This window comes from Streptomyces sp. NPDC019531 (assembly GCF_044903305.1).
Taxonomy (GTDB): Bacteria; Actinomycetota; Actinomycetes; order Streptomycetales; family Streptomycetaceae; genus Streptomyces.
Genome location: NZ_JBJDQL010000006.1, coordinates 149,378 through 165,269 on the forward strand (window position 1 = coordinate 149,378; position 15,892 = coordinate 165,269).

A 15,892-nucleotide genomic window follows, 5' to 3' on the forward strand; every position below is an offset into this window, starting at 1 on the left:
CAGGCAGACGTGAAGGCATCCCAGAGCATTCGCTCTGCCCATGAGGGCCGCAGGCGGAACCAGGTTAAGGAACGGCACTCCGGAGCACACTGAGAGCCCCGTCACGTGGGTATGCCGTGACGTGGGCAGAGGGTGACGCCTGCTGGACATTGCATTCCGGCTGCCTTCACCCGGTGATCCTGCCTGCCAGGGCATCGAGTAGCGCGACGGCCTCACGGCGGCTCAACAGCTCATGAAAGCGCTCGTTGCGGAAGGTTCGCAGGCATGCGTAGCAGCTGCTCTCCGGGCCGCACTCGCAGGCGTCCACGCGGGCGAGCGCGGCTTCGACAACCGGTGCGAGACGCTCTCCGATCCGGATCACGTTTCCCGCGCCGCCCGGCGTGGTGTCGAAGAACAGCAGCGAGGGCATCCCGTCGGTTCCCGTATGGACCGTGCCGTCGATGTCGTCACGGCTGATCTCCAGAAGGGTGGCCGAGCCCTCCAACAGAGCGTAGACGCCGGAACGGAGGCGTTCCTGCGTTGCCGAGAGGGCGGTGAACGGGTCGAGGTGGATCTGGAGGAAGTCAGTCTGGTAGCGGTGCGCAAGGGAGACGACCCTCAGGGGACCGGTGCACTGGGTGTCCTTCAGCAGATGCGGGTGGCCCGCGCGCCGGTTGCCCGCCCGAGCGTGCGGCTGGCCCCAGCCGCACCAGTCGCAGATCTCGTAGCCGGCGCCGCCCGGCCCTTCCGAGACGACGACCATCTCGCCCCGTGCCCCCGCCGACCAGGCCGTGGTGTGGCCGGAGGTGAAAGCCGTCACCCCGTCCTGCACATCGGCGGTGGCGGTGGACATGTGGACATCGCCGTACCAGGACCGGCGCGGCGGGCTCTGTCCTGGTCGGCGCTGGGGCCCGCGTGCGGCGACGAAGCCGTACACGGGCTCGATGTAGCGGCGCGGCGCGGTGATGGACACCGTGCCGCAGGCGGTGCAGGTGGGATCCACGGGCTCGGTGGCCTCCGCGTAGCGCCCGCAGGTGCCGCACACGGTGTAGTGACGGCTCACCAACTCGCGATCGGGCAGGCGGTAGACGCCGGCGGAGGCCCAGAGCCGACCGCCGGCCACGATCTCGGCACCCGGCGCGTACTCGTGGACGGCGGCGCTCAGATCGCGGGTGAGTTCGAGCTGGCCGGCGACGGCGCCGCCGTCCTGCGGGATGCGTAGTTCGACGGTGTCGACGGGGAATCCGTACTTGGGCAGTACGTTGCGGTTGGCGAGGACACCGAGCAGGTCGCGTTTGGTCAGTGTGTTGATGACCTTCTGGTACATGTCGGCCAACCGGTATTTGCGGTCGTTGGCCGCCTGGTCACGGCGTTCGGTGTAGGCGGTGACGTCCTGGTCGAGGATCTGCTGCGCGGCCCGCAGCAGACGGTCCAGTTCGCCGACCCAGGCGTCGGATTCCACGCCGATCTCGTCCTGGACGTTCTCGGGGAGTACCTGGCGCAGCGAGTCGGTGACGCTGTCCGGAACGGGCGTCAGCCAGTCGTGCACTGTGTGGGCGGCGATCTCGCCGGTGGTGTCGTCGGGCAGGAAGAACTCGCCCGCCGTCCGCCAGATGCGGCCCCGTTCCTCCTTCATGGCGCGGAAGAAGGCGGCGAGGGCGATGGAGTGGGCGTGGCGGCGGTCGATGCGGACGTTGTCGACGGGGACGATCGGGGCTCGGACCTCCCCGGCGATCATCCGCTGGGGTTCCGCGTACCGCGCGAGGTCGTGGGGACGTCGCTGGGCATAGGTGAGGACGAGGGCGGCGGAGTCCGAGCGCCGCCCCGCGCGTCCGGCGCGCTGCACATAGTTGGCGGTGGAGGGCGGCATGTTGCGCAGAACGACGGCCTGCAACTCGCCGACATCGACGCCAAGTTCGAACGTGGTGGAACAGGAAAGGGCGTTGACCTGGCCGCGGACGAACTCGCCCTGGATCTCCGCGGCCTTCTCACCGGTCCACTGCGCCGTGTGTTCCTGGGCCTTCAGCGGGACCGGGTCGAAGGAGAGGTAGAGACGGCGGAGGTGGCCGTCCGACTCGTTGGTCGGCTTGTACTCCTCCAGGCGGCCCGTGCAACGCAGCGTGGGGCAGATTCCCCGTACGGACACGGCGACGACGCGGCGGCAGCGTTCACAGGCGTAGAGCGGTTCGCTGTCCGCTGTTACGGGCCGCAGGCGCAGCCAGGCGTGGTCGAGTCGGCGGACCACTCCGATGCCGGACTGGCTCTCCCCCGGTAGCCAGTCGACGAGGTATCCGGTGGTGAGGTCGGTCCACAGGCGGCTCAGTGTCTCCAGCGCGGCGGCTCGCCGGTCGCCCGGGTGGCCGAGCGCGTCGAGCACCCGCTCCAGGTAGTCGACGCGGCGGTTGGAGACGCCTGCCGCGCTGGGCAGCCAGCTGATCACCTTCCGCGCGCCGTCGGAGCCCTTGGATCGGACCCAGACGGGTCCGCGGCGCGGGGCGAACGCCTCGTCGCCCGCGTCCACCTCCTCGGGCATGGTGAGGGCGCCCTGGTTGCGCACGGTGCGCAGCAGTTCCTGCACCAGCCGCCAGGCTTCGTCGTCCGTCAGGCCGAGAGAAGTCAGGACAGCGGGCGGCTGCCAGAAGGGCTCACGGTCGAGGTTGACACGGAGCAGGCCGACGCCTTCGAGTGACTGGCGGTCGTCGAGGCTGAGCACTTCCTGCATGACCCACAGGGCTGCCTCGCGCTGCTTGGCCTGCCGGGAGTCATTGCGGCGGAAGACTCCGGCTCGGTCGGCCGCGCGGACCGTGTGGGCCACGAGATCGTCGATGTGCAGCGGTTCGTCAGGGTCGGGGCAGCCCTTCAGAGCGGCCTGCGTCATCAGGCGCCGGTGCTGGATGCGGGTGTAGGAGTCCTCGAGGTAGGGGGCGAAGTACGCCGCGGCCTGCCGGCTGTCGCTGAAGAACAGGAGTTTGCGGCCCTGTCCGGGCAGTGCGGCGGCGGGGCCTTCGGTCGCCGGGGGCAGCGCCTGGTAGAGGGCGGTGCCGAGGACCGAGGCCGCGGCCTCGTTGCCGGTCTCGAAGAGGCGGATCATGCCGTGGCCGCGAGCACCGCAGGCCAGACAGGAGGCCGGGGTTCCGTCGTGGGTGTCGAGCTGGTGGACGCGGCGCAGCTCGCCTCCCTGGCATGCGTGCGCCGTGCAGGCCGCCGTCCCGGCGGGGTACACGGCCGCGCAGCGGGTGCACAGCCGGCGTTCGCTGAGACCGCCCTTGGTGCTCTCGCCGAGGATTTCGTCGTCCTCGTCCACGCCCGCGCCCGAGTCGTCGCCGTCCAGGAGCAGCCAGGTGTGGGGCTTGGCGGGGGACTTGCGGTGCACGAAACGGGGTCGTGCACCCGGCCCGTCAAGGCTGCCGTGCAGGTGGACGGCACCGCAGCGGCGGCAGGCGCCCAGTTCGAAGGAGGGACGTGCGCAGTGTGCGCAGCTCTCGTGGCGCGCCAGGTCGAGATGGGGGCCGGCCGGGTCGAGGCAGGTGAAGGCGCCTTCGGTGGCGCGTGCGAACAGGTGGTAGCGGGCGGACAGTACAGGTGCGCCGTCGGTGTCGGTCAGCCGGCTGGCGAGCTGGATGAGCGCGGTGACGGCGGCGGGTCCCACCGGGTCGCCCGGGAAGACGGTCTGCGCGATCTCGCGGACGGGACGGGGCCCTTCGGAGAGGGCTCGGCGCAGGGCGGCGGTCCCTGCTTCGGCGGCGAGGGCCGCTGCAGGGGTGGTGGTGGCCAGTCCCCGCATGCGCGCGGCCGACACGATGTCGGGGCCGGGGTCGGCCATGGCGGCCAGGCGCAGGTACTCGATGGTCGGCAGTGGCCCCCAGTGCGGGCCGTCGGGTGTGCCCACCCGGGTCGCCGTGACAAGGTCCTGTCCGGCCTGGTCGTCGGCGTCCCAGTGGAAGGGGACGTCGAAGAGGGCCTGGGCGAAGGCGGTGACGGCGGCGGGGTTCTCCTCCGCGCCTACGGTGGCGCTCGTGGCGATGGCCTGGATTTCGCGTCCCTGGCTCACCCGGTCCTTCAGCCGGCGCAGCAGCATGGCCAGTTCGGCGCCGCGTGCCCCGTCGTAGACGTGCGCCTCGTCGACGACGACGAACCTCCAGCCGCCCGCGTGGTCCCCCTCGAAGAGGTCCATGTCCTGGGGGCGGAGCAGCAGGTACTCCAGCATGGCGTAGTTGGTGAGGAGGATGTGGGGCGGAGTGGCGCGCATCTCGCGGCGGCTGAGCAGTTCGTTCGGCAGGCGCGGCTCGCCGGGGTTGAGCTGTTCGAAGGTGTCGGCTGCGCGACGCGGATCGTCCCTCGTGTCGCCGGTGTAGCGGCCGAACGTGATGTGGGGCGCCGCGTTCAGCAGTCGGCGCAGCCGCTTCATCTGATCGTTGGCCAGGGCGTTCATCGGGTACAGCAACAAGGCACGGATGCCGGGGCCGAGGGTGCCGCGGGCGTGCTCGGCAGCGAGCTCGTTGAGGATGGGCAGCAGGAAGCTCTCGGTCTTGCCCGATCCGGTGCCGGTGGCGACGACGAGGTTGCGTCCGGCCACGGCCTTGCGCAGTGCCTGCTCCTGGTGTCGGTACAGGGGGCGGTCGGCCGGCAGGGCGGGGCCTGTCAGCTGCCGGAACGCCGGATCCAGTACGCCTTCGCCGATGAGCTCGTCGAGCGTGGCGCCCGGCGCGTAGGCGGGGGTGGCCTCCAGCAGCGGGCCCTTGGTGAGCAGGGGGCTCGTGTCGATGGCGTGGGCGAGGGCCTCGGCGAGGCGGGGTTCGCGCAGCGGCAGCAGGGACCGCAGGTAGCGGCGGTAGGTGTCGCTGATCAGTACGGACGTGTCAAGGGGGTCGAGGCTGTGCAACGGCTGGCTCCGGGGCGGCGGTCGGTGGGACGGGGGGCGGGGCGCGCTGGCGGGTGGACTGTCGCGGAGCGGCGGCGGAAAGCCGGTGGGGCTGCTCGGTCCGCGTCGGCCGGAACGGCTTGATCCGAGCAGGCCGGGGTGGCTGTCTCCGGCCGGGCTCAGCCGGTGGCCTGCACGGTCTCTGCGATGACCAGGCATTCCGCGAGGGCGAGGTCGACGGCGGTGAGGTCGGGCGCGTGGGCGGCGATGGACGTCCACAACGGCCGCAGTCCTCCCTCCAGTTTGGCGGCCCGTGTGTCTCCCGCAGCGGCCAGCCGGGCGATCAGCGCGCACCCGAGGGAGAACTGGGGCACCCGCATCCAGGCCTCTTCGGGGCCGTGCAGAGGGCCGGGTTCGCGGTCGCGGAACGCCCGCGCCAGGATTTGGTGTCCGTCGTCGAGATAGAACGCGACCGCCTCCAGCCACTCGCCGCACTCCTCGCGCACGGCGTAGGACTGGAGGGTGCGCCGGTCGCGGAACGTCTGCCAGGCGGCTTCGGCCCGGGTGTCGGTGTCCAGGAGACCGCGCGGTACGACCCGCGCGGTCCGCCACACGGCCTGCTGCTGGATGTCGGGGAGTTGGTCCAGAGCTCGGGCGTGGGTGTCGAACCGGCCGACCGTGCGGCTCGGGTCGTCGCGGCCGGCCAGAAGTACGGCACCGGCGTCGCCCAGGAACTGCCCCACCTCGTGAAGGAGTTCTGCCTCCTCCGGGTACAACTCGTCGATGCCGTAGGACGGGTCGTCGGACAGGTACGGCAGCAGCGGTGCCGTGAGCAGCAGCGCGCACAGTGGAGCACGCCGCCAGACGGGGCGTACGGCGGCCGGGTCCGCCACCTCCCGTACGCGCAGGGCGGCCAGGCCGCTGCCCACCAGCGCGGAGGCGAGCTCGCCGGACCGCAGAGCGGAGTCGGCCGCTCCCACGAGGGCATCGGGTCCGGCCTCCCCCAGGGCGCGCAGGCACTCGGCGGGTGCCGTCTCCTTCGCTCCGCATGTCTGCAGGTCCCGGCCTCGGGCGGCCACGATCCACTGGTAGGGGATGGCATCGGTGCCTCGGGGCAGCATTCCGCGTCCGCCCAGATACTGCGTGGTCCCGGCTGCGGCGGTGTCGTCGGTGATCGGCGAGGTCCAGAGGGAGTGGCGCAGCACCAGGGTGTCGCGGTCGCGCAGGCGGGGCCAGGCGGGTGCGGGGCCGGACGCGGGGGTTCCCGCGCGCAGGCTCACGACGAGTGGCCCGGCCGACCGCCAGGCGGCGGGCAGTGGGATACGTCCGCTGTCGTCGACCGGCACGGTCAGCGGCTGCTGCCACGGGGCGAGGACCGTGTGGAGCCGCGCGGTCAGTTCGCCGGGATGGCGAAGTCCCCGCAACAGCAGTCCGGTGCCGTCCGGTACGACGTCTTCCGCAATGGGCTGGGTGCGGACGGTTCCGACATGGACGCTCTGCCCCGCGACGAGCAGCCGCAACTCGGCCTTGGCGCAGTCGCGAACGGTGTCCGTCAGCGCGGCGAGGGCATAGCGGAGGTCGCCCTTGCGGGTCCGGGTGCGGCGTTCCGGCCGCAGGGTGTGCAGGGTCGTCGTGCCCCCGACGACCAGCGCCAGTTCGGGGGTCACGGCCACGGCCTGTTCCGGCAGGCGTACGGTCAGGGCGCTGTCCCGCGCCAAGTCGGCCGCGTCGATGTCGAGCGGCCGGACGGACCAGGAGAGGGGCCGGCCGTCGACCTCCAGGCGGACTTCGGAGTGCGGGACGAACGCCTGGACCTGGAACTCGCTTGTTCCGTCGCGCAGTACGAGTCCTCTGGCGATCTCGTACCGGGCGAACCGGACCGTGCTCTCGGAGGCGGTGACCTGCCCGGTGGTGCGGAGGTCGAGCCGCGCGGGCGCGAGTCCGCCGTACGGGGCGAGCAGGCGCCATTCGGCGGAGGGCGTGGCTTCGACGCCCTCGACGAGGAAGGCGGTGAGCCGCCAACGGCCCCGCTGTCGGCCGGGGCGGTGGACGAGGAGTTCGTACGGGCCGAGCAGCGGGCCGGGTACGTGCTGCCAGGGTTCGAGAAGGGCGCCGGGCGCGCCGGTCAGGCAGGCCAGTGGTTCCTCGTGGCCGGGGCGGCGCACCTCGACCTGCCAGGGCAGTGTCTCGCCCGGTCGGCGCCGGAGCCGGAGCGCGGGCGGCCGGTGCCATACCGGTGCTCCGTCCTCGCCGGTGAGCCAGGGCAGCGCCGCGCCGCCCTCCCAGCCGAACGACCGTCCCGCGGCCACGTCCAGCCAGCTGTCCGGGGCCGCCTGGGAGGTACGCAGGCGAGTCACGCCTGCCAGGGACACCTTGCTGAGGGTCCAGCCGGTCCAGCCGTACGGGGTGGGCAGCTCGACGGCCGCGACCTGCGCGCCCTCCGTCTCCAGGGTGCCTACGTGCAGGAGGTGGATCTCGGCTACGGGCAGTGGCTCGTCCAGCGGGAGCCGGTGGCCGTCTGCGGCGAAGGCCAGCAGGACGGTGTGGGGGTCGACGACGGCCGACGCATGGGTCGTTCCGGCCGGGTCGGTGGCCTCGACGCGCCGGACGGGACCGGGCAGGACCCAGTGCGGCGGGGACACGGTGAATGACTCGCCGTCGGCGGCCAGTTGCCAGTCCGGTGCTGCTGCCGCCCGGCGGCCGGGCAGGGTCAGCACGACGCTGCCTGCGCCGGGCCCGAGGCGGAGTTCCGGAGGAGTTGTCGCGGTCCAGGTCGCGGGGTCGCGCGGAGGGGTGTGCGCCAGGTTGGCGGCGACCGGCGGGTGCCAGGTCCAGCCGAGCGAGCGGGCCGCCTCCTGTGCGGCCGTGATCCAGCGCGAGTCGGTCGCGGCCTCGGCCCAACGCGCTTCGGTCGCTGGTGCGTTCAGGTCGGTGCGAGGGCGGCCCAGGTCCGGACGGGCCGCGACGATACGGGCCCGTGCCTCGGACAACAGTTGTCCAAGGCGGAGGGACTCGCCCTGCTCCCCCAGTGCCACGGCGTGGACCGTGCAGGCGGGCCAGCGGGCGAACACCATGTCCTGCGGCAGACTTGACCGGTCGGCAAGCAGCACGTGGGCCACCAGCGCCTCCATGACGAGTGTGGTCCGCCGGACGACGGACTCCGGTCCGCCGTCACCCGCCGGTTCCCCCGCCTCGCGCCACGCCCGCTCGCAGTCGTCCAGCAACCGCGCCGGATCCACCAGCATGTTTCCCTCCCCGCCCGGTCTGTACTTCCTTGCCGTACAGACCGGCTGATGTTTACCTTTTTACCATTCCTTCACGCCGGGACCACAGGGACTCCGCGGGCGAAAGGGGATGCAACCAGTGGGTGTGACACGTTGTCAGTGGCGTGTGCTCCCATACGAGAGGGCTGGTTGCGCAGCGGTTCAGCACAGGGGGGCTCATCCATGACGACGGATGTCGAGGCCGGGACGCCGGCCGCGTTGCACGCGGAACTTCTGGCGGCGGCAGGTCCGGAGCGCGTCCTGACTCCGGTGGCCTTGCGGCGACTGCTGGTCGGCGTGGACAAGGCCGTGCTCGTCGAAGCGCTCAGTCGGGTCGTGCGGGAGGGCGTCACCCTCCCCGCCAACGTGGCAGCCTCGTTCGGCGTGCCGGCCGGCGGCCCCGTGGCACCGTCGAGTCCGGACCGTCTCACGCCCGCAAGGACTCCGGGCGAGGCGCCTGCCGCCGCCACCCAGCTTCCCGCCATCCCCGCCCAGAAGGCGCCGGGGCCCGCGTTCACCATCGAGCTGGGCCCGGACAGCCGGCTGGACCTGGCCGCGCTGACCATAGAAGGGCTACGCCCTGACTCGGCATCAGCCGTCATGGCGCCGTCTGTCTCGGTCACCTCGTTCTCGGCGTCGTCCGTAGGGACCCCGTCCGTCCCGGCTCCGAAGCCACCGCCCCGCGATGTCTCCGACTCCGCTGAGGCGGCGTTCGAGGAATCCCCCGCGGGCCGGCCCGAGTTCAACTCGCTGAAGTACTACCGCAAGGTGATCGGCAAGTACCCGCTTCTTTCCCGGGAGCAGGAGGCGGAACTGGCCCAAGCCATTGAGGCGGGACTGCTGGCGCGCGAGAAACTGGACGAGGCCGGCCGGAAGATCGCCCCGAAACTCCGCCGCGAGCTTGAACAGCTCGCCCTGCTCGGCGAAAGGGCCTTCACGGAGTTCGCCCACTCGAACCTCCGACTGGTGGTGAGCTTCGCCGTCAGATACAGCGGGCCTGGGCTGGACCTCATGGATCTGATCCAGGAGGGCAACGCAGGAATGGTCCACGCGGTCGAGATGTTCGACCACCGCAAGGGCTTCAAGTTCTCTACCTACGCCGTGAACTGGATTCGTCAGGCGATCCAGCGGGCCATAGCAGACCAGAGCCGCACAGTCCGGCTTCCGGTGTACGCCCACGACACGTTGGCTGCACTGAACAAGAGCGCGCAGGAACTGGGCCACGACACGCCTGCCGATGCACTCCCAGCCGTAGCCGCCCGCGCGGGGGTACCGCTGGACAAGGCATCCGACCTTCTGTCTCAGGTGCGCCACACCGTCCCGTTCGAGGAGTTGACCGAGGCGATCGGTGACGACGCTCTGCACGAGGAGGCGGACCGTGGCGTCCAGGGACCGCACTGGGCCGAACCCGACGCCCACTACAGGGACATGTCACCGGAAGAGGTTCATGCGCTACTCGACTGCCTCACCGAACGGGAACACCTCGTGATGACCCTTCGGCACGGGCTCGACGGCGGGCCCGAGCTGACCCTCGATGCCATCGGCTGGGACCTGGGTGTCACCCGGGAACGGATACGGCAGATCGAGTCCAAGGCCGTGACGAAGCTGCGCGGACAGATGGTCGAGAACCAGATCCGCGCCACCAGTCCCGTGGTCGCACCGCCGTCCGCCGTTGGGCGTGTACGCAGGAAGGTGTACCCACCCGGGATCATCGTGGTCGGCCACCAGACGATCCACGTCAGTGCAGCGTGGTGCAGGAAGACAGTCACTGTCCTGATCGAGGACGACTGGGTTCGGGTTGTCGACGGGGGGCACCAGATCGCGGCCGCTCCCCGGCTTCACCTCACGGGTTCCCACCAGATCTACGGCATCGCCGACTGAACCACGTCGTTGCCTCACCCCGACAGGAACTCGCCGGGCCGCCCGTTGTACGACACGTACAGCGCTTCCCGGGCCCGGACACCTACGACGCCCCAGACCACCACGGCGGTCTGCAGACTCGGCTCGGGGGTCAACCCCACCACCGATCCGGATGAGCGCCCCATCGCTTCGGCGCACCGCCGCGGGCATCGTGGAGGGCAGTTGACAGCCCGGACGGCCAAGGACGTGCAACGGTGATCAATTACAAGCGCGCGCTGGGCGGCGCACTCACACTGGCCGTGGCGATGGGTGTCGTGGGCAGCGTACTGCCGGCCACTGCCACCGCGGCCCCCGCCGCGGAGTCCACCGCCGGGGAATCCACGCACCACGCCGACGACGCGCGGCTGCGCGCCTTGCTGCACCGGCTGACCACGGTCGACGGCGCGCCCGGAGCACTGGCCGAGGTGCGGGAACAGCACCGCAGCACGGTGCTGACGAGCGGTGTCGCGGACGTCGAGAGCCGCGCGCCGGTGCACCGCGACAGCAGGTTCCGGATCGGCAGCATGACCAAGACGTTCACGGCGACGGTGATGCTGCAGCTGGTCGGGGAGCAGCGGGTCGACCTCGACGCGCCGGTGGAGCGCTACCTGCCCGGCGTCGTCCGCGGCCACGGCAATGACGGGCGCAAGATCACTGTGCGGCAGATCCTCCAGCACACGAGCGGCCTGCCCGACTTCCTCGCCTACCTCAAGCCGCAGGATTTCGTCCAGGACCCGATGGCCCACCACGACCCCCGTGATTTCGTGAAGCTGGCGCTCGCCCATCCTCCGACGTTCAAGCCGGGCACCGACTGGAAGTACTCCAACACCGGCTACGTGCTGGCCGGCATGATCATCGAGAGGGTGACCGGCCGCTCGTACGGTGAGGAACTGCAGCGGCGCATCATCGAGCCGCTGGACCTGCGCGGGACGTCCTTCCCGGGCGACGACCCGGCGATCCCCGGACCGCACCCGCGCGGATACGCGCAGGCGGGCCCGGACGCGCCGCTCATGGACATCACCGCGATCAACCCCACGGCCGGCGGCACAGCCGGCGGGATCATCTCCAGCGGCACCGACGTCAACCGGTTCCTGGGCGCGCTCATCGGCGGCAAGCTGCTGCCCCCGGCCCAGCTCAAGGAGATGATGACGACCCGCCCGACCGGCAGCTCGGACGGCCGCGCGTACGGCCTCGGCCTGGAGAGCATGCCGCTGCCCGGCGGCGGCCTCTACTGGGGACACACCGGCGACTTCCTCGGATACGAGACGGCCGCCGGCGCCAAGGTCGACGGCAGGCAGGCCACGGTCATGGTGAACCTCGGTCCGGGCAGCTCGGACGCGCAGAGCGACGACATCCAGGCCGCCATCGAGACGGCGCTTTCCCAGGCGGCCCTTGCTCGCGCGGATACGGCACGGGCGCGATGCGGCTGAGGACGCGATAGCGGCGGGTGTCGGGCGCGGCGGCGACCTGAAGATTCACCGTCACCGGCGCACCGCGTCATTCCGGAGGAATGGGAAACTCGAATTCGGGACGGTCCCACGGCACGGCGGGCGGGTTCGCGAGCGCGGTACCGGTCCGCACTGCACCGACGCGGTGGTAGAAGTCCTCGGCGGGAAGATGCGACACGACCTTGACGCGGTCGAGCCCGGCGACACGGGCCTCGGACTGCATGTGCGCGACGAGCAGCCGTCCAATACCACGTCCTTGCGCTTCGTCGGCGACGAACAGCAGGTCGAGCTCCGGTGGAGCGAGGACGAGCGAGTAGAACCCGATGACCCGGCCTCCATGCTCATCGGCGCCGACGGCTACGAAGGCGCGGTGGGCTTCGATGTAATCAGGACCGACCCGGTAGCCCGCCACAGCGGCTGCGTACTTGCCCTCGTAGGCGCCTGAGCCACGCACGAGCCGCGTGAGCCGTTTGGCATCCCGCGCGACTGCCCTCCGTATCGTGATCGGCTGGCTGATCGGAGAAGTGCGTGAACTCATCGGGAGAGTATTTCGCACCGTGGAGTACCTCCCTGCGGCGGGTCGGCTGCTCGGGCAGGCGTTCCCGCACCGCTCCCGGGGACCACTCGTGCGAGCGCAACCGAAGCAAGGTCCGCGGTCGGGGCCTTGGCCAGTCCGTCCACACCACGAAGGCGCGCACCACTGCGTCGCCCGGATCGCGGGCGGTGGCACCGCCGGCTCCGGTCTGCGGAAACGCTCGGCGACCGGATCGTTCGCGCGCTGCGGCCGGAGGCGGGGCCTGCCGCCGCGCGCGTACGGTGGACGTATGGCCGGACGGGTACGCCGTCGCGGGCACTGCTGACAGCCGCGGCGGACGACCGCCCGACGCAATGCGGTGTTCTGCTCCCCCACAGGAGGGAAAGGCAATGCCCGAGCACAGGGTCGGCACACAGAAGGAATTCGAGGCAGCCCGAGAGGAACTGCTCGCGCAGGAGAAGGAACTCACCCGGCGCAGCGACGAGCTCGCGCGCAAGCGCAGGGAGCTTCCCTGGGTACCGGTCGGGAAGGAATACCGCTTCGAGACCGAGGACGGAACCAGGTCCCTCGCGGACCTCTTCGACGGGCGTTCCCAACTGCTCGTCTACCACTTCATGTTCGGCCCACCGTACGAGGCCGGCTGTCCGGTGTGCTCCTCGATCGCAGACACCCTCGATCCCAGCGCGGTCCATCTCAAGGCCCGCGACGTGACGTTGATCTGCTCCTCGCGGGCGCCGCTCGACAAGCTGGTCGCCTACCGGGGGCGGATGGGCTGGAGCTTCGACTGGGTCTCCACCGTCGGCAGCGACTTCCACCGCGACCTCGGCTTCCTGCACACCGAGGAGGAGCTGAGGCCGTTCCTCGACGGCGAGATCCCGGCGACCGTGAGTCAGATGGCGCAGGCGTGCGGTACGGACGTGCTCGGGTACGTCACCGAGGGGCCCGGGCTGAGCGCCTACGCGCTCTCGGACGGCTCCGTCCACCGGACGTACGTCACCACCGCGCGTGGCCTCGAACCCGCCATGGCCTACTACGGTCTCCTCGACCGAGCGCCCAGGGGCCGCCACGAGGAGGGCGAGGAGACGCACTGGCTGCGCCGCCACGACGAGTACGGCAAGAACTGAGGCAAGGCTTGACACGTCCTGCTCCAGCCACGGGTCGTAGCCGACGGCCGCACTGTCGTGGCCTGCTCTGAGCGGACACCCCAGCCAGACCGCGTCATCTGCTCTTCCCGCACTGACATCGCGCAGGAGACGAGGGCGTGTTTCCCTGGAAGTGGCTCTCAGGAGAACGCTCATGCGTGACATCCGGAACTCCGTGTTCGCCCCCACTCGGCCGACCGCGCCGACCGGAGGTGGCGGGGCGTTGCTGCCGACCAAAGACCTCGCGGCCGCGTGGTTCCTGGTCGTCCTGATCGCGGCGCCCGCGTGGGTGCTCACGATCGGGCAGGCCCGGGACATGGGCGTCGAGCCCGGCACGATGGGGATGGCCCTGCCCCTGTTCCTGCTGCTGTGGGTGACGATGATGGCGGCCATGATGCTGCCGTCCATGGCACCGGTCGCCATCACCTGGGTACGCGGGATCGGCCGCCAGTCCTCGGGCTGGACCCGGGCCGTACGCACCGCCGAGTTCGTCGGCGGCTATCTGCTCACCTGGACGGCCTTCGGGCTGCTCGCCTACGCGGCCCTGGCACTCACCGGCGACCTGGTGGACGACCACCCGACCGCGGGGCGCTGGATCGGCTTCACCGCCTTTCTGCTGGCGGGCCTGTATCAGCTCGGTCCGCTCAAGAACGTGTGCCTGCGCCACTGCCGCAACCCGCTGAGCCACCTCGTGCACTACGCCGGCTTCCCCCGGCCGGCCCGAGACCTGCGGGTGGGAGTCCATCACGGCGCCTACTGCGTCGGCTGCTGCGCCGGACTGATGGTCGTCCTGGTCCCGCTGGGCGTGATGAACGTGGCAGCGATGGCCGGGCTGGCCGTAGTGATCTTCATGGAGAAGCTGTGGTCCTGGGGCCCGCTGCTCGCCCGGGCGGTGGGCGTCGGCTTCCTCGTCCTGGCCGTGCTGGCGCTGTTCCAGGACTGGCTCCTGCCGGGCCTGCAGAGCTCAATGCCCTCCATGGGCGGCATGTGACTCGGCACCGCGTAGTTGAACAGCACCCGCATCCGGGTCACGACCTCATCACCCCGGACGCGATCACCGCGTCCTGGTGGACGAGCGAGAGCAAATGGCTCACGAAGACCGCGATCGGCATGCACCTCGACAGGGAGGTGCGGGTCGGCAGGGAAGTGCCGGAGAACAACGTCGCCGGCCATCCCGGCGCTTCACCAGCGCTCATGCACGCCCGTGGACTGTGGCCTCGGCCTCCTCGCTGCTGAAGACGTAGTCGGCCGTCTCGCCGTACGACGCCTCGTAACTGAGCCCGAAGGCATCGGAACGCCCCGAGGTCCTGCCGACCTCGAACTCGGGTGCGAACCCGAACGCGGCGTTCCTGATCTTCGTCGAGCTCCCGTCGGGCCCGGTCAGCGGCTCGTACGCAAGCTCGGTGCGGCCCTCGACCACGAGCCCGGGCGTCTCTGCGTCCGAGAGGGAGACACTCGCCCGTTCCATACCCAGATACTCGCCGTAGAACTGCGAGAGTTCGCCGAACGGCCCGCCTTCCCGACCGGAAAGGATCCGCTCCAGGGCATCGGCCTGCCGGTCGCTGGCCGCACTGTCCACGACCAGCCCGACCTTCCAGTTGCCGGAGGACAGGTTGGACGGGAAGTGGTTGTAGAACGCGAAGTCCACGTCGGACAGGTCCAGGTCGTCCAGATTCCCGTCCGCCACGTGGAACACGGCAGTACCCAGGCACTCGGTGCCGCCCTTGGCGTCCCGCGGCTGACCGTCGTACGGGCAACTGCACAGCACCGCACATGAGCAACCGGCGACATATGTGCCGGATATCGTCCACGACATAGTTGCTCCCGCTTGTCGGATGGTGATGGCGGTGAGCGTCATCCGTACCTTCACGTTAACTCCGGCCAAATTGCCATGTAAACGGCATTTCATGCCAAAACAGAACCCGCGACCATGCCCGTTTCCCTGCTTCGCCGCCGCGGACAAGGAGATCGTCAGGAGTTGCCTCCCTGTCGAGTAATGGCCGGGGCCTGGCCCGGACCCGGCACGGCGGTGCAGGATGGAGGCAGGGGTACTCCGCGAGGAGGTACCGACATGACGGAGACGACAGCGACGGTCCCGAGATGGCACGTCTCCGGGGACTGGTTCGACACGTGCAAGTGCAACGTCCCCTGCCCGTGCTCGTTCGCCCAGCCACCGACATACGGCGACTGCGAGGGCGTCCTGGTGTGGCACATTCGCGCCGGGACCTACGGCGATGTCACTCTGGACGACCTCAACGTACTGATGCTGGCGTCCTTCGTCGGCAACGTGTGGGCCGAGCACTCCGACGCGTACGGCGCCGTGTTCATCGACGAGCACGCCGATCACCAGCAGCGACAGGCACTGCAGATGATCTTCGGCGGGCAGGCGGGCAGCTGGCCCGCGGAGATGGTGTCGATGTTCGGCCCGGAGATGCGGGGCATGGAGTTCGCACCCATCGAGGTGGAGGTCGACGAAGACCTCGCGTCCTGGCGGGCGAGGGTGCCCGACCGGGTCGAGGCGAGCGCCGAGGCTCTCACCGGGCCGACGACGCCCGAGGGCGCGCGCGTCCAGAGCACCAACCTTCCGGGTTCCGAGACAGGACCGGGCCAACTCGCCACCTGGGGCCGCTCCACGGCCGACCGGGCCGATGCCTTCGGATTCCGCTGGAACCGGGAAGGCCAGTCCAGCAAGCACATCACGTTCGACTGGACCGGCCCGACCTAGTCCGGACCGGTGGGCAGCTCGTGGCTCCCTGTCTGCACCG

The 15,892-nt window shown here is 70.5% G+C and carries 10 protein-coding genes; 5 read left to right on the forward strand and 5 right to left on the reverse strand.

Going from position 1 to position 15,892, the window contains the following annotated elements; translation table 11 throughout:
- Positions 1–166: 166 nt before the first annotated feature.
- Positions 167–4,861 carry a DEAD/DEAH box helicase gene (locus ACI2L1_RS10165; RefSeq protein ID WP_404738854.1) on the reverse strand — a complete coding sequence of 1,565 codons (4,695 nt, stop codon included), beginning with the start codon at positions 4,859–4,861 and terminating at the stop codon, positions 167–169.
- 158 nt (positions 4,862–5,019) lie between these two features.
- On the reverse strand, positions 5,020–8,085 hold the full coding sequence (locus ACI2L1_RS10170) for a hypothetical protein (protein ID WP_404738855.1): 3,066 nt from the start codon (positions 8,083–8,085) through the stop codon (positions 5,020–5,022).
- Positions 8,086–8,286: 201 nt separating this feature from the next.
- Between ACI2L1_RS10170 and ACI2L1_RS10175 the strand changes: the two genes are divergently transcribed.
- On the forward strand, positions 8,287–9,984 hold the full coding sequence (locus ACI2L1_RS10175; protein ID WP_404738856.1) for an RNA polymerase sigma factor RpoD/SigA: 1,698 nt from the start codon (positions 8,287–8,289) through the stop codon (positions 9,982–9,984).
- Positions 9,985–9,998: 14 nt separating this feature from the next.
- Here ACI2L1_RS10175 and ACI2L1_RS10180 read toward each other — a convergent pair whose 3' ends face one another.
- The gene (locus ACI2L1_RS10180) at positions 9,999–10,148 is read right to left on the reverse strand and encodes a hypothetical protein (protein WP_404738857.1); all 150 of its coding nucleotides are present in this window, start codon (positions 10,146–10,148) and stop codon (positions 9,999–10,001) included.
- 69 nt (positions 10,149–10,217) lie between these two features.
- On the opposite strand from ACI2L1_RS10180, the gene ACI2L1_RS10185 reads away from it, so the two are divergent.
- A complete protein-coding gene (locus ACI2L1_RS10185; RefSeq protein ID WP_404738858.1) occupies positions 10,218–11,432 on the forward strand; it encodes a serine hydrolase domain-containing protein in 1,215 nt (404 codons plus the stop codon).
- 67 nt (positions 11,433–11,499) lie between these two features.
- Here ACI2L1_RS10185 and ACI2L1_RS10190 read toward each other — a convergent pair whose 3' ends face one another.
- Positions 11,500–11,988: a GNAT family N-acetyltransferase gene (locus ACI2L1_RS10190; RefSeq protein WP_404738859.1), complete on the reverse strand. Its 489-nt coding sequence runs from the start codon at positions 11,986–11,988 to the stop codon at positions 11,500–11,502.
- 386 nt (positions 11,989–12,374) lie between these two features.
- Between ACI2L1_RS10190 and ACI2L1_RS10195 the strand changes: the two genes are divergently transcribed.
- Complete coding sequence (locus ACI2L1_RS10195) at positions 12,375–13,109, forward strand: DUF899 domain-containing protein (RefSeq protein ID WP_404738860.1); 735 nt, start codon at positions 12,375–12,377, stop codon at positions 13,107–13,109.
- Between the two features lie 172 nt (positions 13,110–13,281).
- Positions 13,282–14,118, forward strand: a complete 837-nt coding sequence (locus ACI2L1_RS10200; RefSeq protein WP_404738861.1) for a DUF2182 domain-containing protein — start codon at positions 13,282–13,284, stop codon at positions 14,116–14,118.
- 201 nt (positions 14,119–14,319) lie between these two features.
- Here ACI2L1_RS10200 and ACI2L1_RS10205 read toward each other — a convergent pair whose 3' ends face one another.
- Entirely contained in the window at positions 14,320–14,943 is a 624-nt protein-coding gene (locus ACI2L1_RS10205) for a DUF1326 domain-containing protein (protein ID WP_404738862.1), read from the reverse strand.
- 255 nt (positions 14,944–15,198) lie between these two features.
- On the opposite strand from ACI2L1_RS10205, the gene ACI2L1_RS10210 reads away from it, so the two are divergent.
- The gene (locus ACI2L1_RS10210; RefSeq protein ID WP_404738863.1) at positions 15,199–15,852 is read left to right on the forward strand and encodes a DUF1326 domain-containing protein; all 654 of its coding nucleotides are present in this window, start codon (positions 15,199–15,201) and stop codon (positions 15,850–15,852) included.
- Positions 15,853–15,892 lie beyond the last annotated feature (40 nt).